This window comes from Prauserella sp. PE36 (genome assembly GCF_003311655.1).
Taxonomy (GTDB): Bacteria; Actinomycetota; Actinomycetes; order Mycobacteriales; family Pseudonocardiaceae; genus Prauserella_A; species Prauserella_A endophytica.
The window spans coordinates 15,587-38,590 of sequence record NZ_QEQT01000066.1 but is presented as its reverse complement, the minus strand read 5'-3'; the positions used below and the strand labels follow the sequence as shown (position 1 = coordinate 38,590).

21 protein-coding genes are annotated in these 23,004 nt (G+C 71.2%); 11 read left to right on the top strand and 10 right to left on the bottom strand.

What is annotated here, in order from left to right:
* Positions 1-10: 10 nt before the first annotated feature.
* Complete coding sequence (locus tag DI005_RS18630; RefSeq protein ID WP_113642954.1) at positions 11-2,512, top strand: glycosyltransferase; 2,502 nt, start codon at positions 11-13, stop codon at positions 2,510-2,512.
* Entirely contained in the window at positions 2,505-3,590 is a 1,086-nt protein-coding gene (locus tag DI005_RS18625; RefSeq protein ID WP_199542965.1) for a glycosyltransferase family 1 protein, read from the top strand. Before DI005_RS18630 ends, DI005_RS18625 begins: the two co-directional genes overlap by 8 nt.
* On the opposite strand, the gene DI005_RS18620 is transcribed toward DI005_RS18625, so the two are convergent.
* Positions 3,587-4,030, bottom strand: coding sequence for a DUF6194 family protein (locus DI005_RS18620; protein ID WP_199542963.1), 444 nt, complete (start codon positions 4,028-4,030; stop codon positions 3,587-3,589). The two genes, DI005_RS18625 and DI005_RS18620, sit on opposite strands and share 4 nt — an antisense overlap.
* Positions 4,031-4,068: 38 nt before the next feature.
* Here DI005_RS18620 and DI005_RS18615 point away from each other — a divergent pair, with 38 nt between their 5' ends.
* Positions 4,069-4,761 (top strand): MerR family transcriptional regulator, encoded by a 693-nt coding sequence (locus DI005_RS18615; RefSeq protein ID WP_233520194.1) that lies wholly within the window; start codon positions 4,069-4,071, stop codon positions 4,759-4,761.
* A gap of 123 nt (positions 4,762-4,884) precedes the next feature.
* Here the strand turns inward: DI005_RS18615 and rfbD are convergent, their stop codons facing one another.
* Positions 4,885-5,790 (bottom strand): dTDP-4-dehydrorhamnose reductase, encoded by a 906-nt coding sequence (rfbD, locus tag DI005_RS18610; protein WP_113642951.1) that lies wholly within the window; start codon positions 5,788-5,790, stop codon positions 4,885-4,887.
* 6 nt (positions 5,791-5,796) lie between these two features.
* Positions 5,797-6,789 (bottom strand): dTDP-glucose 4,6-dehydratase, encoded by a 993-nt coding sequence (rfbB, locus tag DI005_RS18605; protein WP_113642950.1) that lies wholly within the window; start codon positions 6,787-6,789, stop codon positions 5,797-5,799.
* A 146-nt stretch (positions 6,790-6,935) separates the two neighbouring features.
* Between rfbB and DI005_RS18600 the strand changes: the two genes are divergently transcribed.
* From DI005_RS18600 to DI005_RS18590, 3 genes are all read left to right on the top strand, one after another.
* Entirely contained in the window at positions 6,936-8,522 is a 1,587-nt protein-coding gene (locus DI005_RS18600) for an LCP family protein (protein WP_113642949.1), read from the top strand.
* A gap of 41 nt (positions 8,523-8,563) precedes the next feature.
* Positions 8,564-9,823, top strand: coding sequence for an LCP family protein (locus DI005_RS18595; protein WP_113642948.1), 1,260 nt, complete (start codon positions 8,564-8,566; stop codon positions 9,821-9,823).
* Between the two features lie 219 nt (positions 9,824-10,042).
* Positions 10,043-10,747, top strand: coding sequence for a TIGR03089 family protein (locus DI005_RS18590; protein ID WP_113642947.1), 705 nt, complete (start codon positions 10,043-10,045; stop codon positions 10,745-10,747).
* Positions 10,748-10,790: 43 nt separating this feature from the next.
* On the opposite strand, the gene DI005_RS18585 is transcribed toward DI005_RS18590, so the two are convergent.
* Positions 10,791-11,228 carry a DoxX family protein gene (locus DI005_RS18585; protein WP_113642946.1) on the bottom strand — a complete coding sequence of 146 codons (438 nt, stop codon included), beginning with the start codon at positions 11,226-11,228 and terminating at the stop codon, positions 10,791-10,793.
* A 109-nt stretch (positions 11,229-11,337) separates the two neighbouring features.
* Positions 11,338-11,832, bottom strand: coding sequence for a GNAT family N-acetyltransferase (locus DI005_RS18580; protein WP_113642945.1), 495 nt, complete (start codon positions 11,830-11,832; stop codon positions 11,338-11,340).
* 73 nt (positions 11,833-11,905) lie between these two features.
* On the opposite strand from DI005_RS18580, the gene DI005_RS18575 reads away from it, so the two are divergent.
* The 3 genes from DI005_RS18575 to DI005_RS18565 are packed head-to-tail and all read left to right on the top strand — an operon-like array spanning position 11,906 to position 13,252.
* A complete protein-coding gene (locus DI005_RS18575; protein WP_113642966.1) occupies positions 11,906-12,562 on the top strand; it encodes a class I SAM-dependent methyltransferase in 657 nt (218 codons plus the stop codon).
* Between the two features lie 22 nt (positions 12,563-12,584).
* Positions 12,585-12,854 carry a hypothetical protein gene (locus DI005_RS18570; protein ID WP_113642944.1) on the top strand — a complete coding sequence of 90 codons (270 nt, stop codon included), beginning with the start codon at positions 12,585-12,587 and terminating at the stop codon, positions 12,852-12,854.
* Complete coding sequence (locus DI005_RS18565) at positions 12,851-13,252, top strand: hypothetical protein (protein ID WP_113642943.1); 402 nt, start codon at positions 12,851-12,853, stop codon at positions 13,250-13,252. Before DI005_RS18570 ends, DI005_RS18565 begins: the two co-directional genes overlap by 4 nt.
* A gap of 111 nt (positions 13,253-13,363) precedes the next feature.
* Here the strand turns inward: DI005_RS18565 and DI005_RS18560 are convergent, their stop codons facing one another.
* On the bottom strand, positions 13,364-14,536 hold the full coding sequence (locus tag DI005_RS18560; protein WP_199542962.1) for an acyl-CoA dehydrogenase family protein: 1,173 nt from the start codon (positions 14,534-14,536) through the stop codon (positions 13,364-13,366).
* A 98-nt stretch (positions 14,537-14,634) separates the two neighbouring features.
* Between DI005_RS18560 and DI005_RS18555 the strand changes: the two genes are divergently transcribed.
* Positions 14,635-16,284: a class I adenylate-forming enzyme family protein gene (locus DI005_RS18555; RefSeq protein ID WP_113642941.1), complete on the top strand. Its 1,650-nt coding sequence runs from the start codon at positions 14,635-14,637 to the stop codon at positions 16,282-16,284.
* Positions 16,285-16,424: 140 nt separating this feature from the next.
* On the opposite strand, the gene purE is transcribed toward DI005_RS18555, so the two are convergent.
* The 4 genes from purE to DI005_RS18535 form a co-directional block, all read right to left on the bottom strand.
* Positions 16,425-16,925, bottom strand: a complete 501-nt coding sequence (gene purE, locus DI005_RS18550; protein ID WP_233520193.1) for a 5-(carboxyamino)imidazole ribonucleotide mutase — start codon at positions 16,923-16,925, stop codon at positions 16,425-16,427.
* Positions 16,926-16,939: 14 nt separating this feature from the next.
* Entirely contained in the window at positions 16,940-18,121 is a 1,182-nt protein-coding gene (locus tag DI005_RS18545; RefSeq protein ID WP_112275906.1) for a 5-(carboxyamino)imidazole ribonucleotide synthase, read from the bottom strand.
* Between the two features lie 41 nt (positions 18,122-18,162).
* Complete coding sequence (locus DI005_RS18540) at positions 18,163-19,494, bottom strand: glycosyltransferase 87 family protein (RefSeq protein ID WP_369973600.1); 1,332 nt, start codon at positions 19,492-19,494, stop codon at positions 18,163-18,165.
* A 129-nt stretch (positions 19,495-19,623) separates the two neighbouring features.
* Positions 19,624-20,490 carry a GGDEF domain-containing protein gene (locus tag DI005_RS18535; protein ID WP_112275905.1) on the bottom strand — a complete coding sequence of 289 codons (867 nt, stop codon included), beginning with the start codon at positions 20,488-20,490 and terminating at the stop codon, positions 19,624-19,626.
* A gap of 204 nt (positions 20,491-20,694) precedes the next feature.
* On the opposite strand from DI005_RS18535, the gene DI005_RS18530 reads away from it, so the two are divergent.
* Positions 20,695-22,974 (top strand): sigma-70 family RNA polymerase sigma factor, encoded by a 2,280-nt coding sequence (locus tag DI005_RS18530; RefSeq protein ID WP_113642940.1) that lies wholly within the window; start codon positions 20,695-20,697, stop codon positions 22,972-22,974.
* Positions 22,975-23,004 lie beyond the last annotated feature (30 nt).

Genomic DNA, 23,004 nt, shown 5'->3' with positions numbered 1-23,004 from the left:
GAGCGCGACCTTGGTACAACCGCTGGTCTCGGTGATCGTGGTCAACTACCGCGGCGCCGACGACACCATCACGTGCCTGCGCGCGCTCGCCGAGCACGACTACCCCCGGCTCGAGGTCATCTGCGTCGACAACGCCTCCCCCGGCGTCGACGCCGCCCGCATCCGGGCCGCCGCACCGGGCGTGCGGGTGATCGAGTCGGACCGCAACCTCGGCTTCGCAGGGGGCTGCAACCTCGGCGCGAAGCACGCCGAGGGCACCGTGCTCGCGTTCCTCAACAACGACGCCCGCCCCGGCCCGCACTGGGTCGAGGCCGCCGTCGCCACGCTGCGCGACGACCCGGCCGTCGGCGCCGTCGCGAGCAAGGTCCTCGACTGGGACGGCACCGGCACCGACTTCGTCGACGGCGGGCTCACGTGGTTCGGCATGGGCTACAAGCGGCACGCGGGCACACCCATCGCCGACGTACCGGCCGGCGAGCACGACTCCGCCAAGGACGTGCTCTTCGCCACCGGGTCCGCCATGTTCGTCCGGGCGAGCGTCTTCGCCGAGCTGGACGGGTTCGACGAGCGGTTCTTCATGTTCTACGAGGACGTCGATCTCGGCTGGCGGCTGAACCTGCGCGGCTGGCGGGTGCGCTACGTCCCCGAGTCGCTCGCCTACCACCGCCACCACGCCACGATGTCCGAAGTGGACACACCGGACAGCGGGCGGGAGACGTTCCTGCTGGAGCGCAACGCGTTGTGCGCGCTCTACAAGAACCTCTCCGACGATACTCTGGCGAAGGCGCTGCCGGCCGCGCTCGCCCTGAGCGTGCGCCGCGCCACGGCAAGGGGCGAGCTCGACCCCACGCAGCTGGACCTCGAACGCGGCGTCGGCCCCGCCGAGACCGGCCCGGTGCCTGTGCCGAGGAGCACGCTCGCCGGGGTGCTCGCCGTCGACCAGTTCGTGGAGCTGCTGCCCTCGCTCGCCGAGGCCCGCGAGGCAGAGCAGGCCGCGCGCGTGCGCACCGATGCCGACCTGCTTCCGTTGCTGCGCAACGCATTGGAGCCCGCCTATCCGCTGCCGCGCTACCTCGCCGCGCACGACATCCTCGTGTCGGCGTTCGGCATCGAGCAGGCGTTCGGCAAGCGCCGCAGAGTCCTCGTGATCACCGGCGACGCGATCACCGAGCGCATGGCAGGCCCCGCCATCAGGGCATGGAACATCGCCGAGGTGCTCTCGGGCGAGCACGAGGTCCGGCTGGTGACCGTGAACCCACTCGCCGATCCGCCGCCCGCGCCGTTCCAGGTCAGCGCGGCCCGCAGGCGTGACCTGAGCGAGCCGCTCGCGTGGGCCGACATCGTGATCCTGCAGGGGCACGTGCTGGAACTGGCCCCGGCGCTGAAGAAGGAGTACGCGCACAAGATCGTGGTGTGCGACCTCTACGACCCGATGCACCTCGAGCTGCTCGAACAGGGCAAGGACGCGCCCGACGACAAGCGGGCCGCCGACCTGGCCGGCGTCACGAAGGTGCTCGACGCGCAGCTGGAGCGCGGTGACTTCTTCCTGTGCGCCTCGCAGCGTCAGCGGCACTTCTGGCTCGGGCACCTCGCCGCGCTGGGCAGGCTGACGCCCCGGCTCTACGACGCCGACCCCACCACGCAGTCGCTGCTGTCGGTGGTGCCGTTCGGCCTCTCGCCGAGGGCGCCGCGCCGCACCGGCCCCGGCCTGCGCGCGAACCTCGACGGGATCGCCGAGACCGACCACGTCGTGCTGTGGGCGGGCGGCGTCTACAGCTGGTTCGACCCGCTGACACTCGTGCGCGCGATCGAGCGGCTGAGCAGCCGCCGCGCCGACGTGCGCCTGGTCTTCCTTGGCATGCGGCACCCGAACCCCGAGGTCGCAGAGATGGACATCGGCGCGCGGACCGTCCGCCTCTCGGACTCGCTCGGGCTCACCGGCAAGCACGTCTTCTTCAACGAGCAGTGGGTGCCCTACGACGAGCGGCAGAACTGGCTGCTCGACGCCGACTGCGGCGTCACCACGCACTTCGAGCACGTCGAGACCACGTTCGCGTTCCGCACGCGGGTGCTCGACTACCTGTGGTCGGGGCTGCCGATCGTCACCACCGACGGCGACGCCTTCGCCGACCTCGTGCGCGAGGAACGGCTGGGCGTCGTCGTCCCGGCCGAGGACACCGAGGCGCTGGCCGACGCGCTGGAACGCTGCCTCTACGACACCGAGTTCGCGAAGGCGTGCCGCGAGCGCATCGAACGGGTCGCTCAGCGCTACACGTGGCCGGTGGTGCTGGAGCCGCTCGTGGAGTTCTGCCGGGACCCCCGCCCCGCCGCCGACCGGCTGCCCGGCGCGGCCGACCTCGCACCGGGGGAACCGGTGCGAGGCAAGGAACTCGTCCGCCGCGACCTCGCGCTGGTGAAGGAGTACCTCGCCGAGGGAGGGCCGGTCGAGCTCGCGCGGCGTGCGGGCGGCCGGGTCAAGAAGCTCGCCAGGCGTGGGCTGCGCCGTGGCTAGGCGGGAACTGCGGGTGCTGCTCGACGGCACTCCCCTGCTCGGCGACCGGACCGGCATCGGCCGCTACACCGCCTCGCTGTCCGAGGAGCTGGCCTCACTGTCCGGTGTGGACACCCGCGCCGTGGCGTTCACGTTGCGGGGCTGGCGCAAGCTCCGTTCGGTGCTGCCGCACGGCGTGCGGGCGCGTGGCATGCCGGTGGCGGCGCGGCTGCTGCGCAAGACGTGGCTGCGCTCGACGTTCCCTCCGGTGGAGCTGTTCGCAGGCGCCACCGACGTGGTGCACGGCACCAACTTCGTGCTGCCCGGCACGTTCCGCGCCGCCGGTGTGCTCACCATCCACGACCTCGCGTTCTTCGACGCACCCGGCGAGCTGGCACCCGGTGACGCCGAGCTGCCGGAGCTGGTGCGGCGCGGAGCGGCGCGCGCCGACGTGATCTGCACGCCGACCGCCGCCGTCGCCGACGCCGTGGCAGAGCGACTCGACGTCGACCGCGCGAAGATCGACGTGACCCCGCTCGGTGTCGACGCGGGCTGGTTCACGGGCAGGCCACCGGGCCAGCAGATCCGCGACCGGCTCGGCCTGCCGCGCGATTACCTGCTGTTCGCCGGGGCGGCGGGCCCTCGCAAGGGTCTCGACTGGCTGCTCAAGGCGCACACGGCTGACGCTGACCTGCCGCCGCTCGTGTTCGCGGGCCCCGGCACCTTCCCGGCGACCGAACGCACCCAGCACGTCGGCTATCTGTCCGATCTGGACCTGCAGCGCGTGGTCGCCGGTGCGTCGGCGCTCGTGCTGCCCTCGCGCGACGAGGGCTTCGGGCTGCCCGTGCTGGAGGCCATGGCGTGCGACGTGCCCGTGGTGTGCACCGACGTGCCCGCGCTGCGCGAGGTGTCGGGCGGGTTCGCCCACCTCGTCGAGTACGGCGACGTCGACGGGCTCACCACCGAGCTGCGGGCCGCGGTGTCGGAGCCCAACGCCGCGTCGACGGCGGCCACGCGCAGGGCGCACGCGGCGAGCTTCACGTGGCGGCGTTGCGCCGAGACCACGGTCGCCGCGTACCGCCGTGCCGTCGAGGGTTAACCGAGCTTTCGCACTACCCGGTCCTTGGCCCGCTCGTGCGCGTCGCGCAGGAGGTCGAGCACCTGCGCCGACGTCCGCTCACCGGGGTTGACCACCGCGATCCATCCCTGCCTGCCGTAGACGGGATGCGGCAGCACCACGTCGGGCTCCGCGGGGTCCGTGACGCCCTGCCCAGTGAGCCGCTCTAGCGCGGTTCGGCCGACGTGGATGTTCACCCTCCACCGGTCCTCCGCCTCGAGGTCGGACTCGGTGTCACCGGGGTAGTTCTTCGTCACGATCGTTCCGTAGGGTTGCACGTTCGCCGGGACCCGGCCGTCCGGGGCGTAGTAGAAGAAGTAGTCACCCCACGCGATCTCGGGAGCGCCGCTGGACGCGTCCGGCGCGAGCACCAGTACGCGGTCGAACGAAGTGACCGTGTCGAGGATCTGCTGGATCATCATGGTTCAAGTGTGAGGTTGAAGCGCTTATGGAGGGTTTCGTGAGCCACTACCGGACGGCGCAGCTCGCGACGGCCTCGGGTTACTCCGTCCAGCAGGTGCGCGACCTGGAACGCCTCGGCGTCATCCCTCCAGCCGGCCGAGGAGCGAACGGCTACCGGCAGTTCACCGACGAGCACCTGCTGGCGCTGCGTGCCTACCGTTCCCTGGCGACGGCCGTCGGCCCGGTCGTCGCCCGCCAGACCCTGCGCGACGTGCGGGCGTTACCGCTCGCGGAGGCGGCCGCGCGCGTGTCCGAGCTGCACGTCCTCCTCGCGAAGGAACGCCGGGACGTGCTGGCGGCCCTCTCAGCGGTGCGCGCGATCCAGGCCGAGGCTCCGGTGGAGGCGGACGAGGAGCCCATGTCCATCACCCAGCTCGCCGACGCGCTCGGAGTCCGCTCCTCCACGCTGCGCTTCTGGGAGCAGGAGGGGCTCGTCGTGCCCGAGCGGGTCACCTCGCAGGCAGCGCGGCGCTATCCGCCCGCCGCCATCCGAGAGGCACGGATCGCCGCGGCGCTGCGGGCCGCAGGCTACCGGATCCCGGACGTGCGCCGGACGATCGAGGCGGTACGCAGGCATGCCGATCTCGACGACCTAGCCGAAACTCTGCACGACCGGCTGACGACCATCGCCCAGCGCACCGTTTCGCTACTCACCGCAGGCACCGCCATCACCCACCTGATCGCCCCCTAACGCTCCCCAAGGCCACCTTTGTTGCATTGATCGAACACTGCGACGCGCAGCGTCTCCGTTCGGGTGGTGGCGGGAGACGGGTGGGCGCAACAAAGGTGGCCTTGGGGGGGCAGTGGGGGCGCGCTACTTCAGTGACGCCGCGTGATCGGCGAAGAAGGCGCGCAGGGCGTCGCGCCACGGGCGCAGCGGCGTGAGACCCGCGTCGCTCCACGCGGCGTTGGACAGCACCGAGTAGGCGGGCCGCGGCGCCGGGCGCGGGAACTCTTGCGTGGTGCACGGCCCCACGCGCTCCGGGTCGGCGCCGAGCTCCTCGAAGATCGCCCGCGCGAACCCGCACCACGTCGTGTCACCGGCACCGGTACAGTGCAGCACCTTCCGCGAGGGGCCGTCGCCCTCGGCGATCCGGCCCGCCAGCTCGAGCAGGCCGGCGGCGAGGTCGGCCGACCACGTCGGCGACCCACGCTGGTCGTCCACAACGGACAGCGTGTCGCGCTCTTTTTCCAGGCGCGCCATGGTCTTCACGAAGTTGGGACCGTTCGCGCCGTACACCCACGCCGTGCGCACGATCCACGCCTGCGCGCCGGAGCCGAGCACGGCGTCCTCGCCTGCTGCCTTGGTACGGCCGTAGGCGGTGCGGGGCCCGAGCGGCGCGTCCGGTTCGTACGGAGCATCGGCGTCGCCTGCGAAGACGTAGTCTGTGGAGACGTGCACCAGCGGCACGCGGCGAGACGAGCACACGGCCGCGAGCACCCTCGGCCCGTCGGCGTTCACCGCGAACGCCCTCGCCTCGTCCTCCTCGGCCCTGTCCACCGCGGTGTAGGCGGCGGCGTTGACCACGACGGGGAACCGGCCCGACTCGCGGGCCGAGGCCGCCAGCTCCGTGACGGCCTCCACCACCGCGCCCGGTTGCGTCACGTCCAGCTCGGCCGAGCCGGGGGCGCGCACGTCGACGTCGTCGTTCGCGAGCGCGGCGAGGTCACGGCCGAGCTGCCCGCTGCCCCCGGGTACGAACAAGGCCAGTTTCGCCAAGACTGATCACCCTTCCGTGAGCGCGGCCCGCCCCTTGAGGGGCTCCCACCACGCCCGGTTCTCCGTGTACCAGCGCACGGTGTCGGCCAGACCGCTGGTGAAGTCGACCCTGGGCTCGTAGCCCAGTTCGGTACTGATCTTCGTGATGTCGACGGAGTAGCGGCGGTCGTGACCCTTGCGGTCCTCCACCGGCCGCACCATCTCCCAGCCGACGCCGACAGCGGCGAGCAGCCGCTCGGTCAGCTCGCGGTTGGTGAGTTCCGTGCCACCGCCGATGTTGTAGATCTCGCCGGCCCTTCCCTTCTCGGCGACCAGCTGGATGCCGTGGCAGTGGTCGTCCACGTGCAGCCAGTCGCGAACGTTGAGGCCGTCACCGTAGAGCGGCACGGGCTGCCCGTCGAGCAGGTTCGTCACGAAGAGGGGGATGACCTTCTCGGGGAACTGGTACGGGCCGTAGTTGTTCGAGCACCGCGTGACGCACACCGGCAGGCCGTAGGTGCGGTGGAAGGACCGGGCGAGCAGGTCCGACGACGCCTTCGACGCCGAGTACGGGGAGTTCGGCTCGAGGATGTGGTCCTCGGCCCAGGAGCCCTCGTCGATCGAGCCGTACACCTCGTCGGTCGAGACGTGCACGAACTTGCCGACGCCCGCGTCGTACGCCGCCTGCAACAGGGTCTGCGTGCCGAGGACGTTGGTGAGCACGAAGTCCGCGGCACCGAGGATCGAACGGTCCACATGGGACTCCGCGGCGAAGTGCACGACCAGGTCGACGTCGCGCATCACCTCGGTGACCACGGTCGGGTCGCAGATGTCGCCGCGGACGAAACGCAGCCGGGGGCTGTCGGCGACGGGCGTGAGATTGGTCTCGCTGCCCGCGTAGGTCAGCTTGTCCAGCACGAGGATCTCGGCGTCCCGCAGTGCCGGATACTCCCCGCAGAGCGCCTGCCGCACGTAGTGCGAACCGATGAACCCGGCACCTCCGGTCACCAGGACCCGCATGTCTGTTTCCTCCCGTGGTCGTCCGCGCAGTCTGCCACGACGCTCCGTCCGGCATACGCAACATCCAGGCAACGTTTCGCGATCGAACGGTCGTCTCACAAGTACATCAGTAATGTGAATCCTGGGACCGACTGGGAGGAGCGCACGTGACCGGCTGGCGTCGGGGACCGGTCGAGGCGCCCACGGTGGCCCGCAGGGGACGTGTGGGCACGTTCGCCCTGCGCGGAGGCAAGGTCGTCATCTCGCTGCTCTCCGTCACCGTACTGGCCCTGACCTGGTACGTCTGGCAGTTCATCGGCAACGTCAACGACGGCGTCACCACCACGGACGTGTTCGACGGCGACGAGAACCTCCGGGCCGAGCCGCTCGACGGGGCGATCGACATCCTCCTCGTCGGTCAGGACAGCCGCACCGACGCACAGGGCAACCCGCTGCCGCAGGAGGTGCTCGACCGGCTGCACGCGGGCGAGGCGAACGGCGAGCGCCAGACCGACACGATGATCCTCGTGCACATCCCCCAGGACGGCACGCGCGCCTCGGCGATCTCGTTCCCCCGCGACTCCTGGGTGGAGCTGGCGGGCGGCTACGGCACGCACAAGCTCAACAGCGCGTTCGTCTACGCCTACAACGACACCTTCCAGACCCTGCAGGAACAGGGCCGCACCGATCTGGAGCAGATCGACGAGGAGGCCAAGGTCGCGGGGCGCAGGAACCTGATCGCCACCATCGAGCAACTGCTGGGCAAGCCGGGCCTCATCGACCGTTACGCCGAGGTGAACCTGGCGAGCTTCTACGAGGTGACCAGGGCGCTCGGCGGCGTCGAGGTGTGCCTGCGCGAAGCGGTCCGCGAGCGAAACTCCGGCATCAACCTCCCCGCGGGCAGGCAGACCATCCAGGGTGTGCAGGCGCTCGCGTTCGTCCGGCAGCGTTACGAACTGCCCAACGGCGACCTCGACCGCATCGCGCGGCAGCAGGCGTTCCTCTCCGGCCTGGTCCGCAAGATGCTCTCCACCGACGTATTGTTCGACCCGGGCAAGATCGGCGAGGTCGTCGGCGCCGTGCAGAAGTCCGTGGTGCTCTCCGAGGACTGGGACCTGCTGCAGTTCGCCGCGCAGATGCGCAACCTCAGCGGCGACAACGTCGAGTTCCGTACCATCCCCGTCGTCGGCAACACCTGGATCGGCGGCGCCTCGGTGCTCGAGATCGACGTCCAGGAGGTGCGGCGGTTCGTCGACGGGCTCATCTCCCACGAGACGGAGACGGAGACGGAAACACCGTCGGACGGGTCTGCCGCCCCCGCGACCATCCCCGGCGCCGAGGCCTACACGGTGGAGATCTACAACGCCTCGGGAGCCGACGAGCTCGGCCAGCAGATGCGGGAACAGTTGCGGCAGCACGGTTTCCTCGGCGAGAGTTCGGCCACAATGGACCCACAGGCGCACACCGTGGTGCGGTACGCGCCCGGCGACGAGGCGGGGGTGGAGCTACTGCGGCAGGCGCTCGGCACCGAACTGGCCGCCGAGCCCGACGCGACCGTGCCCGCCGGCCAGCTCCAGGTGCTGTTCGGCACCGACTTCGAGCCGGCCACCACCGGGACCACGCCCGCGAACCACGCGGGCCAGGAGCCGCAGTTCTTCGCGCCCCCGCACCGCACGCAGACGCCGCAGGACGAGGGTAAGGATGACCCGCCCGACGAGCCGATAACCGCCGGTGACGTGCCCTGCGTCAACTAAGCTGACCGTCCGGATCGCACGCGGGGTGGGGAGGAGCCAGCGTGGACGAGCGCGAGGCCGGAGAACGGGGTGAAGCGGAGCCTGCCGAGGTTCCCGCGCGCCCGGTTCCGACGCCGTATCCGCGACCCCGTCCCGCGCCGGAGCCGTCGCCTCCGCGCGGCAGGGTTCGTTCGGTGCTGCGGGGCGCCAACCGCACGGTGGTGACGCTGCTGTCGGTGATCGCGCTGGTCGCCACAGGTTATGCCTACCTGGCCCTGGACGACCTGCAGGACAACGTGCAGACCACGGACGCGCTGCAGCAGAACCTCGGCGACGACCCGGGGGCGCCCCCGCCACCCCCGCAGGACGACGGCGCCACCGACATCCTGCTCGTCGGCGCCGACTCCCGCACCGACATGCAGGGCAACCCGCTGCCGCTCGGCATGCTCAGGGAACTGCGCACGGAGGACAAGGCGGGCGTCAACACCGACACCCTGATCATCCTGCGCATCCCGAAGGACGGGGGGAAACCGACCGGCGTCTCGATCCCGAGGGACACGTGGGTCGACGTCCCACAGGGCGGCAAGGCCAAGATCAACTCGGCGTACGGCGCCGCGAAGGTCGAGGAGGCCGACCGGCTGCGTGCCGAGGGCATGACCGACGGGGCGCGGATCGAACGCGACTCGAACCAGGCCGGGCGCAGGGCGCTCGTGCGGACCGTCCAGGACTTCACCCAGATCCGCATCGACCACTACGCCGAGATCAGCCTGCTCGGGTTCTACCTGCTCACCGACGCCCTCGGCGGGATCGAGGTCTGCCTCAACAGCGCCACCGCCGACAAGGACTCCGGCGCCGACTTCGCGGCGGGCCCGCAGGTGGTGTCCGGCGGCGAGGCGCTGTCGTTCGTCCGCCAGCGCAAGAACCTGCCGAGGGGCGACCTCGACCGCATCGTCCGCCAGCAGGTGTTCCTCTCGTCCGCGCTGAACCAGGTGCTCTCGGCGGGCACGCTGACCAACGCCGAGCGGCTGAACCAGCTCACCGAAACCGTGCGCCGTTCGCTCGTGCTCGACCCCGGGCTCGACCTGCTGCAGTTCGCCGAGCAGGCCAAGGGCATCGCCACGGGCGACATGGAGTTCGTGACCATCCCCGTGAAGCAGGTCGGCGCCCGCAGCAAGGACGGGCAGAGCATCATCACCGTCGACGTGGGCGAGGTGCGCCGGTTCGTCAAGAACCTGGTCAGTGGCGGGCAGCAGCAGCCGTCGGGCGGAGGCTCGGCGCCCGCGGGTTCGCCGGTGCGCGCGGCCGTGCCGTGCGTGAACTAGTGCCCTCCGCCGGAAGTCTGTTGCTTGAGTCGGTGGATCCAGGTTTCCGCTGGCAAGGCGCCGGTTCGTCCTCGTACTGGGCCGTACTCGGGTCTTCGCCAACACATGCCTCGGGCTCGGTGTCCCGCAGGAACCCGGCGGCGGGTGTCCCGCACGGACCGAGCGCCACCCTGGCCCCGCGCACCCACCACCCAACGGGAAGGCAGTTACATTCATGTCGTGAGCCTCACCGAGAATCTCCTCCGTCCCCTGCTGAAGTCCTCGGCCCGGCCGCTGGTGACGCACTACGACGACGCGCTGGGCAGCCGGATCGAGTTGTCGGTCGCGACGGTCGCCAACTGGGCAGCCAAGACGGCGAACTGGCTGGTCGAGGAGTTCGACGTGGAGGAGGGTGACGAGGTGGCCGTGGAGCTGCCCGCCCACTGGCAGACGGCAGGCGTGCTGCTCGGCGCGTGGTGGTGCGGGGCGCACGTGGTCGCGGACGCGGCGGGAGCACGAATCGCCTTCGTCGGCCCCGAGGGGATCGCGGGCAAGGCGGAGGCCACCGCGGTGGTCGCGCTCGACCCGCTCGGCCGAGGTCTCGGCGGGTCCGTGCCCTCCGGGGCACTGGACTACCTATCGGAGGCGCGCCTCGCCGGCGACGACTTCTCGCCGCTCGTGCCCATCGCCGGCGACACGCCCGCGCTGCTGGGCTCGACCGTGGACGACGTGCTCGCGCGGGCGCGCGCGAGGGCGGGTGAGCTGGGAATCGGTGAGGGCGCCCGGGTGCTCTCGACGAGGGACTGGACGTTGCCGGACGGGGTGCTCGACGCCCTGCTGGCGCCGCTCGTGGTGGGAGCGCATCTGGTTCAGGTCACCGGCTCCACGCCCGAAAGGCTCGTCGCACACCGCGAAGCCGAGCGCACGACGGTGGACCTGACCTGAGCGGTCCCCCTCGGCGCTGAGGGAGACCGGGGTTCGGCCGCCGCTACGCGGCCTGCAGCTCGGCGTCCTGAGTCTTTGCCGCTTTCCTGCGGCCGACGATCAGGTGGTCGAGCGAGAGCCGTCCGCCGTTGAATCCCAGCGCCAGACCCGCCAGCGCGAGCACCAGCACCAGCTCGTAGCCGCCCTGACCGGTGAGCCCGGCGTCGAGGTGGACGAAGAACACAGCGCCGAGTCCCGTGATGGCGTAGCCCAGACCCACGAGCGGCAGCGCGAAGCCGACGATGAACAGGATCGAGCCGATCACCTCGACGGCGATGACGAACAGCGCGCTCAGCGCCGGCAGCGGGATACCGGTCGCGGACATCATGTCGGTGGTGCCGCCGACGCCCATCTCCCACTTGTCGAGCCCGTGCGCGAGGAACACCACCGCGACGCCGATGCGCCCGATGAGCGCCGCGACGTCCTGAACCCTGGTGAACATTGTCCGAACCAACCCCTATACCGTCTTAGCTGAACTTTCAACTAACGGTCCCCAGGGTAGCCAGGGCAGGTAAAGCGGATGGAAAGAACCTCACCGCGACGGTGACGCGTCAGGAAAGCTTCTTCTCGAACCAGTGCTCGGCGTACGGCTCGGCGTTGTAGGCCGGAATCTCCCGGTAGCCGTGTTTCGCGTAGAGGCTGCGGGCCTCGACCAGATCGGCGCGCGTGTCCAGGCGGATGACGGAAACGCCCAGCTCACGCGCGGCGCGCTCGATCGCGGCCAGCAGCAGCGCGGCGATGCCACGACCCCGGAACCCCGGCAACACGAACATGCGCTTGAGCTCGGCGAAGCCGTCCCGGTGCCGTCGCAGGCCCGCGCACGCGACGGCGGCGCCATCGAGCCGCGCAAGCAGCAGCGTGCCGTGTGGTGGCGCCAGCTCGTCGCTGGGATCCTCCGCCATCGCCTCGTCGAGCTCGGCCTCCGTCGCGGGGCGGCCGTAGTAGCGGCTCGCCACGTCGGCGAAGTACGTGCGCAGCAGCGTTTCGGCCTCCGCGTCGTGGACGGAGACCGGGGTGACCTCAAGAGGTCCGGACCAAGTCGTCACGAGGAGATCCTGTCACGCGCCGCAAACGGAATCCGTTGGTCGCAGGTGGTTCACGGCGACTACGGTGCGATTCGTGAGCGAACCGGACTTCCTCGCCCGTACCCGCGCGTCCTACGACACGATCGCCGCCGACTTCGCCGGGTGGATCGAGGACGAGCTGGCGGCGAAGCCGCTGGACCGCGCCGTGCTCAGCGGGTTCGCGGAGCTCGCCGGCTCCGGCCTGGTCGCCGACGTCGGCTGCGGCACCGGCCGCGTGACCGCACACCTGCACGGGCTGGGGCTACGGGTGTTCGGCATCGACCTCTCGCCGGGCATGGTCGCACAGGCCCGCGGCAGGCATCCGGATCTGCGGTTCGAGGTGGGCTCGATGACCGAGCTGGAGGCCGGGGACGGCTCGCTCGGTGCGATCGTGGCCTGGTACTCGATCATGCACGTCCCGCCGGATCGGCTACCGGCCGTCTTCGCCGAGTTCCACCGCGTCCTGGCCGAGGGCGGTCACCTGCAGCTCGCGTTCCCGGCAGGTGAGGGCCTGCTGCACCGGACCGACGCGGGCGGCCACGAGGTGTCGCTCGACTTCCACCAGCGGCACCCGGACGAGGTGGCCGGCCTGCTGCGTGAGGCCGGCTTCGAGGAGCGCGCCCGGCTGGTGAGGGAACCGGACGAGGAGGGCAAGTACGCGGAGACCACACCGCAGGCCTTCCTGCTGGCCCGCAAGCGCCACACTGTGTAGTTCCGCCCTAGGCTGGCAGGACATGAGCGACCCCCACGTGCACGTCGGCCGAGACGTGGTCCACGGCGATGCCGCGGCCCGGAACCTGGTCGCGTCCACGATCGGACTGGTCGGTGAGCTGCCGAGCACGCTCACCACGGGCTGCGGCAGCACGGTGCCGTATGTGATGACGTCCCCTCGCCCGGAGACCGTCACCTGCCTGCCCTGCCGGGACTACACCCGCGCGCAGCGGCTGCGGTTCGCCACGGCTCGCCACCGCAACCTCGCTGACCGGTTCGGCGGGCTCACATGACCGCGGTGACCCGTCTCGTGACGTCCGTCGACGCCGACGACCAAGGCGATGGCACCGTCTCGGTGTCGGCGCTGCACGAGGTCGAGCTCGCCGACGGACGCCGCGTGGTGCTGCTGGCCGACCGCGGCTGGGGCACCACCCAGAGCTGGGCAGAGGCGTCGGCCCAGGACCTGCGCGCGACCGCACGCGTCGTCGTCGGCCCCGACGAGCCGTTCGACGACCGCACGCGGGAAGACATGGAAACCGACCACTGGAACGCACTGGCCCACGCCGCCAAGCGACACGGCGTCGACGTCACGGCGGCCGGGCTCAAGCGGTTGCCGCACGACGTGGTGCTCAGCGAGCAGGTACTCGCCCGCCTTGGCGCCGACCCGGGCCGGTCCGGCCAATCCGGCTAGCGCGCCGGATCCGCGGTAAGGCCTGTCGGAGCAGCGCGCAGTGACGCTCATGGCGTCCGGGCGGCCGCGAGACAACCGCGGCAGCCCGAAGAACCATCAGGTCGAGACCACTCAGCCCTTGAGCAGGCTCCTCGCCATCACCATGCGCTGGATCTGGTTGGTGCCCTCGTAGATCTGGGTGATCTTCGCGTCGCGCATCATGCGCTCCACCGGGAAGTCACGGGTGTAGCCCGCGCCGCCGAAGAGCTGCACCGCGTCGGTGGTGACCTCCATGGCGATGTCGGACGCGTAGGACTTCGCCGCGCTGGCCATGAACCCCGCACGTGCGTCGCCGCGTTCGCTCGCCGCCGCGCTGGCGTACACGAGGTGCCTGGCCGCCTCGATCTTCGTGCCCATGTCGGCGAGCATGAACTGCACGCCCTGGAACTCGCCGATCGCCTTGCCGAACTGCTTGCGCTCCTTGACATAGGCCACCGCCGCGTCCAGCGCGCCCTGTGCGATACCCAGCGCCTGCGCCCCGATGGTCGGCCGCGTGTGGTCGAGCGTGCGCAGTGCGGTCTTCAGCCCGGTACCCGGCTCGCCGATGATCCGGTCGGCGGGGATGGTGCAGTTCTCGAAGTAGATCTCCCGCGTCGGCGAGCCCTTGATGCCCAGCTTCTTCTCCTTGGGCCCCACCGAGAAGCCGGGGTCGTCCTTGTGCACCACGAACGCCGAGATGCCGTTGGACTTCCTCTCCGCGTCGGGGTCGCTGACGGCCATCACCGTGTACCACGACGACTCGCCCGCGTTGGTGATCCAGCACTTGGTGCCGTTGAGCACCCAGTGGTCGCCGTCCAGCCGGGCACGGGTGCGCATCGACGCGGTGTCCGACCCGGCCTCCCGCTCCGAGAGCGCGTAGGACGCGGACGCCTCACCGGAGGCGATCGAGGGCAGCACGAGCTTCTTCAGCTCGCTGGAGGCCGAGAGCAGGATGGGTTGCGTGCCCAGCTTGTTCACGGCGGGGATCAGCGAGGCCGACGCGTCGACCCGCGCCACCTCCTCGATCACGATGCACGCCGCGATGGCGTCGGCGCCCTGCCCCTCGTACTCCTCGGGGATGTGCACCGCGTTGAACCCGGCCTTGACCAGCGCCTCGCTCGCCTCGACGGGGTAGCGCTCCTGTTCGTCCACCTCGGCGGCGTAGGGCGCGATCTCCTTTTCGGCGAGCGCACGCACAGCCGCGCGCAGTTCTTCGTGCTCCTCAGCGAGCTGGTAAAGCCCAGGGCCGTCGGTCACCTGCGCCACCTTTCGATCGGGACAATCCGGCTACCACCAGTCGATGTTAGTGACGGTTTACTAGGTCATCCTTGTGTTCTTGGCCGCACCCTCCCTACTGTCGAGTGATGTCGATCACAACGACGTTGCGACCTCCTGGGCTCCCCTCCTCTCTCACCTACCCCGATGCCCCGGTCGGCGCCCTGCTCGCAGGCGCGGCGGCTCGATACGGCGACCGGACCGCCTTCCAGCACGGCGAGCAGCACCTCACGTTCACCGGCCTCTGGGACCAGGCGTGCCGGTTCGCCAACGCACTGCGGGACCGCGGCATCGGACCAGGCGACACCGTCGCCCTGCACCTGCCGAACTGCCTCGCCTTCCCGGTCGCCTACTACGGCACGCTGCTCTCGGGTGCCACGTTCAGCCCCGCCAACCCGTTGCTCCCGCCGCAGGACCTCGCCGCGCAACTCGCCGACTGCGGCGCCGTCGCGGTGGTGACCTACGGCCCAGTTGCCAAGGCGCTGGACGGCACAGGCATCGGCACCGTCCTCGTGTACCAGCCAGTGGAGCAGGGGCAGGCCGACTTCGACGCCTTCCACGCCCACGCCGACGCCACCCCACCCGACGTCCGCATCGACCCGGCGAGCGACCTCGCACATCTCGCGTACACGGGCGGCACCACGGGCCGGTCGAAGGGGGTTCGGCTCACGCACCGCAACGTCGTCGTCAACACGCTGCAGTACGCGTGCTGGGGCTCCGGTTGCGTGCCGACAGTGGACGACGAGGGCAACCCCGGCCTCGACCAGATCGGCTCCGAGCAGGAGTGGCCGATCCGGCTCGGCACCGGCATCGGCATCAACCTCACGCCGTGGTTCCACGCCATGGGCACCATCGGCGCCCTGAACGTCAGCGTGCTGAACGGCGGCACGGCGGTAGTGCACCAGCGGTTCGACCCACCGTCCTATGTGGTCGATGCCGAGCGGCTGCGCGTCACCACGATGGGTGGCGCGCCCGCGCTGTTCGCCGCCCTGCTCGCGTGCCCGGAGTTCCACGCGAGCGACCTCTCGTCGGTGCGCACCATCACCTCGGGCGCCGCACCGATGCCCCACGAGATGATCAACGCGTTGCGCGAGCGGTTCCCCGACGCGGTGATCGCCGAGGGCTACGGGCTCACGGAGGTGACGATGGGCGCGACGCTCTCGCCGACGTGGCGTTCCGGCGTCCGCAAGGTCGGCGCGGTCGGGGTGCCGACGTTCGACACGGAGGTCAAGATCGTCGCGGCCGAGGGCGGCGAGGAGGCCGTCGGGCCGAACCTGCCCGGCGAGGTGTGCATCCGGGGACCACAGGTCATGCAGGGCTACCACAACCGGCCCGAGGAGACGGCCGCCGTGCTCGTCGACGGCTGGCTGCACACCGGCGACATCGGAGTGCTCGACGACGACGGCTATCTATCCATTGTGGACCGCAAGAAGGACATGCTGCTTTACAAGGGCTACAACGTCTACCCGAGGGAGCTCGAGGAGCTGCTCATCTCGTTGCCGCAGGTCGCCGCGGCGGCGGTGGTCGGCAAGCGGAGCCAAGAGGCGGGCGAGCTGCCGGTCGCGTTCGTCGTGCGCGCCCCGGGGCACGAGCAGGCGGAAGCGGAGGCGCTGCTGGAGGCCGTGAACAGGCGGGTCGTGCCGTACAAGCGGCTGCGGGAGCTGCACTTCGTCGAGGCGATTCCGGTGTCGGCGGCCGGCAAGGTGCTCAAACGCGAGCTCCGAAAGCAACTCACCTGACACCCGGTCCGCGAGTTCCGCACTCCCGACCGTCCGGCGCCGTGCCTGCAGTCCCGAACGCAGAACTCGGCGTCCCGAACGCACAACTCGGCGTCGTGAGTGCGCGACTCGCGCGCTGGAGCGGAGGACTCGCGGCGGCGTCAGTGGGTCAGCTTCTCGCGGAGGGCGGCGTCCTTGTCGAGGACGAGCTGCTCCAGGTCGGCCTGGAAGGCCGACATGCGGGCGCGCAGCGCCTCGTCGCCTGCCGCCAGGATCCGTACCGCCAGCAAGCCCGCGTTGCGGGCACCGCCGACCGACACCGTCGCGACCGGTACCCCGGCGGGCATCTGCACGATCGAGAGGAGGGAGTCCAGGCCGTCGAGGTACTTCAGCGGCACCGGGACCCCGATCACGGGCAACGGCGTCGCCGAGGCCACCATCCCCGGCAGGTGGGCGGCACCCCCCGCACCCGCGATGATCACCTTGATCCCGCGGTCCGCCGCGCTGCGCGCGTAGTCGAGCATGCGCTGCGGGGTCCGGTGCGCCGAGTAGACGCCGACCTCGTAGGACACCTCGAACTCGTCGAGGGCCTGTCCGGAGGCTTCCAGCACCGGCCAATCCGAGTCGCTGCCCATGATGACGCCGACGACGGGGTTGCTCACGATCTTCGTACCTCTCAGTGGATCTGGTAGCCGTCGAGCCATTCGGCGTGGGACAGCCAGTGCGAGGCGAGCCGGGCGCGCTGCCGCAGCTCGTCGGTCAGCGGGCCGAGCATGTTCACGTGGCCGAGCTTGCGGCCCGGCCGTTCACCCTTGCCGTACAGGTGCACGCGCGCGTCCGGGAACCGCGCGAACAGGTGGTGCAGCCGCTCGTCGGGGCGCATCGCCGGGGTCTCCGGCGCCCCGAGGACATTGGCCATCACGGTCGGCGAGAGCAGCTCCGTCACGCCGAGCGGGTAGTCCAGCACGGCGCGCAGGTGCTGCTCGAACTGCGACGTCCGGCTGCCGTCCATCGTCCAGTGCCCGGAGTTGTGCGGGCGCATCGCGAGCTCGTTGACCAGCAGTCCGCCGTCGGTCTCGAACAGCTCCACCGCCAGCACGCCCACGACGTCGAGCTCCGTCGCGATCCGCAGCGCGAGGTCCTGCGCCTCCTGCGTCCGCCGTGCGGTCAGCCCGGGCGCGGGCGCCAGCACCTCGGTGTTGATGCCGTTCGACTGCACGGTCTCCACCACGGGCCAGGCCGCGCCCTGTCCGAACGGCGAGCGGGCCACCAGCGCCGAGAGCTCCCTGCGCATGGCGACCTTCTCCTCGACGAGCAGCGAGGTGCCCGCGTCCAGCAGCTCGGGCACGAGGCCGCGCGCGTCCGCGGGCGAGTCGACCATCCACACGCCCCTGCCGTCGTACCCGCCGGTCGCGGCCTTGAGGACCACCGGCCAGGAGTGGGCCTCGCCGAACTTGAGGACGTCGTCCACATCGGACACCTCGGCGAACGCCGGGCCGGGGAAGTCGTGTGCCGCCATGCGCTCGCGCATCAGCAGCTTGTTCTGCGCGAACGCCAGCGCGCCGGGTCCGGGGCGGACCACGACGCCCTCCATCGCCAGCGTCAGCAGGTGCTCGCCCGGCACGTGCTCGTGGTCGAACGTCAGCACGTCGACCCCGCGCGCGAACGACCGCAGCGCCTCCAGGTCGGTGTGGTGGCCGTACACGACCTCGCCTGCGACGAGCCCGGCCGATTCGTTCTCTCCCGCCGCGAGCACGCGCAGCGACTGGCCGAGCGAGATGGCCGCCTGGTGCGTCATCCTGGCGAGCTGGCCGCCGCCAACCATGCCGACCACGGGAAGTCCGGTGCGAGTATCCATAGCGGGTTCAGCTTACGGGCAGGTCAGAAGCGCTTCGCCGGTCAATGGGCCGCGGTGAGATCCGGGGCACGTTCCTCAGCCGCCCGCCGCCGCTGCCACAGCCAGCGACCGGCCAGCACCGCGGTCAGCACGATCGGCATGAGGATGTAGGCGCTGCCGAGCACGTACTGCCAGAACGCCCAGTGCAGCTCGAGGTTCCGCCCGTTGGGCAGCACCAGCAGCACGCAGCTCACGAACACCACGATCACCGCACCGGCCGCGAGCCAGCGCTTGCCCGCCGTCGCCGGGGTGGTCTGCGGCAGCCGCGACACCAGCAGCACGATCAGCGGCACCGCCCACACCCAGTGATGCGACCACGACACCGGCGAGACGAGCAGCGCGTAGAACGCGGTCACCAGCAGCGCCTCGAGCGGCCGGCCTCGCCGGTGGAAGCGCAGCATCAGCCAGATCGCGGCCGGCGCGAGCGCCGCGCCGATGGCCAGCGCCACCGTCGACGACCACGGCGCGAGGTCCGAGAGCCGGTTGACCAGACCGTTCAGCGACTGGTTGCCGGCCCAGTGCATGGGACCGATGCGGCCCTGGTCGGACACGGTGTGGGTCCAGAACCGCCACGCGTCGTTCGGGATCAGTGCGAACATCAGCGCCTGCAGGCCGAAGAACGTCAACAGGGCGCGCAGGGCGTCCATCTTGCGGCCCGTGAACAGCAGGTGCGGGATGAAGATCAACGGCGTGAGCTTGACGGCCGCGGCGACGCCGACGAGCACCCCGCCCCAGCGGCTGCCACGTGCGCTGATCACCAGCACGTCGAGCACGACCAGCGCCATGAGAATCAGGTTGATCTGGCCAAGGAAGATCGTGCGCCACACCGGTTCGAGCGCGAAGAACACGATCGCGAAGATCAGCGTGGTGCGGGCGGGCGAGGCCCAGCGCGGCAGCTCACCGGAGGGCCGGGGCAGTGCCCCGATCGCCACGCGGATCACCAGCGCCATCGCGAGGAACGACACCGCGGCCACCACGCCCCACGCCACCTGCACGGGCAGCACGGCCAGCGGGACGAACAGCAGCGCGGCCGTCGGCGGGTAGGTGAACGGGAGCAGAGCCCACCACGGTTCGGGCCCGAGGGTGTTGCCCTCGTAAAGCGGATCGCCGTTCAGCAGCGTCACCGCGCCGGCGCGGTACACCGCGCTGTCGACGCCGAGCCGCCAGTCGAGCAGCCAGCCGACGATGCCGGCGACCACGGCGAGCACGGGCAGCGCCACCAGCAGCGCCATCGAACGGGGACGGACGAACAACCGGAGCAGGGAGGTGCGCAGCGCGAGCCGTCGGGATCCCCGCTCGGAGCGGACTCCGGGATCGGTGGTGGTGGTGGGCAGGACCTGCTTCACGGTTTTCCATCCCCGCTGGTCAACGTCTCGTTTCCTGGAGTGCCGCCGCGCCGTTCCCTGGCTGCCTCACCTATCAAGGAAATCACGAATCGGAATCGAACCGCGCACAAGGCCCGGTCAGTTCCGGCTCAGCGTGTCGAGCAGCTCGCACGCTGCCCTGTGGTCGCCGGGCAGCCGGACCACATTGATCCTCGGGGTACCCACCTCGTGCAGCTGCGCATCGACCTCAAGCCGCTCCGTCAGCTCCCTGCGCAGGCGCACGGCACGGGCCGCCACACCGGCGTCGCGCGTCGCCACGGCGGCGACGGTCGACGGACCGAGCACCGCGAGGCTCTCCCCGCCGTCGAAGGCGACCCGCAGCGCGTCGGCCGCCAGGATCATTCCGGTCAGCCGGGTCCAGCCAGCGGCCTTCGAGAAGTCCATGGTCACCACCACGAGCGCGTGGTCGTCGGCCACGCGCTCGTCGTCGCGCTCGGCCTGGCGGTACAGCTCGGCGAGCCGGGTGCGCAGGTACGCGCTCGTGGGCAACCCGGTGAGCGGATCGCTCACCTCGGCGCGCGTCAGCTGGTCCAGGGCGACATCCGCCCAGGCGACAGCGGTCACGCGGAGTAATCGGGCAGGGGTCGCGTCGACGTCGGGGGCGACGAACCCGTCCGTGGCCGCCGGGTCGGCGAGCACGGCGTGCAGGGCCGCGAGGTCCGTGAGCGTCTCCTCCAGCCCCGCCCCGGAAGTCGCCCTCGCCCTGCCGAGCCCCGCGAGCGCGGGCAGCGCACCGTCGGCACCGCCGTGCTTCACGATCGCGGCGCACACGGCGTCGACCTCGGGAATCCCCCAGTCACTCGGAAACCGCCACCCCGAGGCGAGGCTCGCCGTCCGCCAGCGGGCACGCAGTGTGCGCAGGAAACGGTCCGGCGCGGTCCGCCACGCGGCTTCGGGGCGCTCGCCGTCCGGATCGGACAGCGAACCCGTCGCAGGCGCGTCCACACACACCCCCTTCCAACTGAGAACCTTGCCTGATCACGGGACGCGCGTACCCGGTCCCCGTGACGAGAATCAGACGAAACAACGGGTGAACCGGTTGCGACTCCCGGGGCATGGCTTCACCCATGGCGTGACGCGACAAACCCGATCCGTCACACTTGGCGCTGCGCGGCATCTAAACAGGTGTCCGCCCGGGAAAGGAGAGCCGTGACCACCGCCCCCGCCGACCCCAGTGGTCCCAGCGATGCCGAGCTCATCGCGGCGGTGAGAGAGGGCAGGCTCGAGTCCTACGGTCCCTTGTACGAGCGGCACGTCTCGGCGGCCTACAACCTCGCCCGGCAGCTCGCGCGGTCGTCCACGGAGGCCGACGACCTGGTCTCGGAGGCGTTCTCCAAGGTGCTCGACGCGCTGCGCGCGGGCAAGGGCCCCGACAGCGCGTTCCGCGCCTACCTGCTGACGGCGCTGCGGCACACTGCCTACGACAAGACGCGCAAGGACAAGCGCGTCGACCTCTCCGACGACATGACCACGGTCGGCGGCGCGGGCGCCGAAGCGCTGACGGTGCCGTTCTCCGACACGGCCATGGCCGGGCTCGAGCGCACGCTCGCGGCCAAGGCGTTCGCGCGGCTGCCCGAGCGCTGGCAAGCCGTGCTGTGGCACACCGAGATCGAGCAGCAGTCGCCCGCCGAGGTGGCGCCGCTGCTCGGGCTCACCCCCAACGGCGTCTCAGCGCTCGCCTACCGTGCCCGCGAGGGGCTGCGCCAGGCATACCTGCAGGTGCACCTCGCAGAGGTGTCCGCCGACCGCTGCCGGGCCACGGCCGACAAGCTCGGCGCGTGGACGCGCTCGGGGCTGTCCAAGCGCGAGCGGGCCCAGGTGGAGCAGCACCTCGACGAGTGCGCCGACTGCCGCGCGCTGGCCGCCGAGCTCGCCGACGTCAACGGCGCGCTGCGCGCGATCGTCGCTCCGCTCGTGCTCGGCGGCGGGGTGCTCGGCTACCTCGCGCTGGCCGGCGCGGGCAAGGCGAGCGCCGCGACCGCGATCGGTGCGGGCGCCGCGGCCGGGTCGGCCGGTGGTGCCGCGAGCGCCGCCGCCTCCGGTCCCCGCCAGTTCGTCGGCGTCGCCGCCTCCGGGGTCGCGATGGCGGCCGCGATCGCCGTGGCGCTCACCGCGGGCGGTCAGCGGGAGATCCCGGCCGCCGCGGCACCTCCGCCCCCACCTGCGGTGCAGGCGCCGGCCAACCCGCCTGCCGCTCCACCCGCTCCGCCCGCTCCACCGGCGCCGGAGCCCGCCGAGCCCGCGCCACCACCGGTCGTTCCGCCGCCCGCGCAGCAGCCGGCCCCGCAGGAACCGGCCCCACCGCCGCCGCCCGCTCCGGCGCCGCCGCAGGTCACCGCTGACTCCCCGCCAGACGGCATCGCGCTCGACCCCGGTGGCTCGGCCGTCGACCTGCCGATCACCGTCCGCAACGACGGCGGCACGGTCTCCGAACCCGTGTCGGTCACGCTCAACCTGCCAGAGGGCGTCTCCGCCATCGGCCCCGCGACGGGAGGCGGCGGGGCACCGCCTGGCGGACCGGTGGCCCGCCAGGCGCAGCAGACCGAGCGCGTCACGTGCCCCGGCGGTACGGGCACCGTCACCTGCCGGACGCAGGAGGGCCTCGAACCCGGCGAGTCGGCGGTGCTGGTGTTCCGGGTGCGGGCGGCCGCCGACGCGGTGTCGGGGCAGATCACCGGCACCGTCAACTCGGGCAGCCCCGTCGAGGTCTCGATCCGGGTCCCGGTGCGGGTGGCGCCCGTCCAGGAAGACGCGGTGTACCTGCGGGTCCACCCGGCCTTCCACCCGTGGGGCCGGGCACTGTCGGTGCAGGTCCGCAACGACGGCCCGGTCGCGCGCGAGGCGACGATGACCGTCGACGAGGCCGCACACGCCTCGCCGCTCAACCGCCCCGCCGCCTGCGACCGCCGCGGTGACTCCGTGACGTGCCGGACCACGCATCCGCTCGAACCGGGCGAGACCATCCGCTTCTGGGTCGTGGTGCGCTCGCACTTCTTCGACGCGTTCGAGAAGAAGAACGTCACCGTGTCCGCGACGGTCGGCAGCGCGCGCACGTCGGAGACCGTGGAGATCAAGTGCCTCGGCCACTGGTGCCACTGGCCGGACAAACCGGGTAAGAACCGCCCGGCACCGACCACCACGCCGGAACCGGCGCCGTCAGCGCCGTCAGCGCCGTCAGCGCCGTCCATGCCGGCCGCGCCGAGCACGACGACCAGCACGACCACCACCACACCGCCCACGCGATCGCATTGGCCCGGCCTGCCCACGTCGCCGGGACGGCCGACGGCACCGGAGCCGCCGCGGCCGGAACGCCCGAAACCCCAGAAGCCAGAGAAGCCCCAGGCACCAGGGAAACCGGCGCCCGAACACCCTCGGCCATCGAAGTCCTCGCAGCCACCGCTGTTCGGCTGGTCCGGCTGGTTCGACTGATCGGCCAAGGCGACGCTGCGTAGACTGCGG

Coding starts and splice junctions, on each gene's coding strand:
- DI005_RS18620 (WP_199542963.1), bottom strand. CDS start 4,030: ATGATGATCCAGCAGATCCTCGACACGGTCACTTCGTTCGACCGCGTA.
- rfbB (WP_113642950.1), bottom strand. CDS start 6,789: ATGCGGGTCCTGGTGACCGGAGGTGCCGGGTTCATCGGTTCGCACTAC.
- DI005_RS18585 (WP_113642946.1), bottom strand. CDS start 11,228: ATGTTCACCAGGGTTCAGGACGTCGCGGCGCTCATCGGGCGCATCGGC.
- DI005_RS18570 (WP_113642944.1), top strand. CDS start 12,585: ATGAGCGACCCCCACGTGCACGTCGGCCGAGACGTGGTCCACGGCGAT.
- DI005_RS18565 (WP_113642943.1), top strand. CDS start 12,851: ATGACCGCGGTGACCCGTCTCGTGACGTCCGTCGACGCCGACGACCAA.
- DI005_RS18555 (WP_113642941.1), top strand. CDS start 14,635: ATGTCGATCACAACGACGTTGCGACCTCCTGGGCTCCCCTCCTCTCTC.
- DI005_RS18545 (WP_112275906.1), bottom strand. CDS start 18,121: ATGGATACTCGCACCGGACTTCCCGTGGTCGGCATGGTTGGCGGCGGC.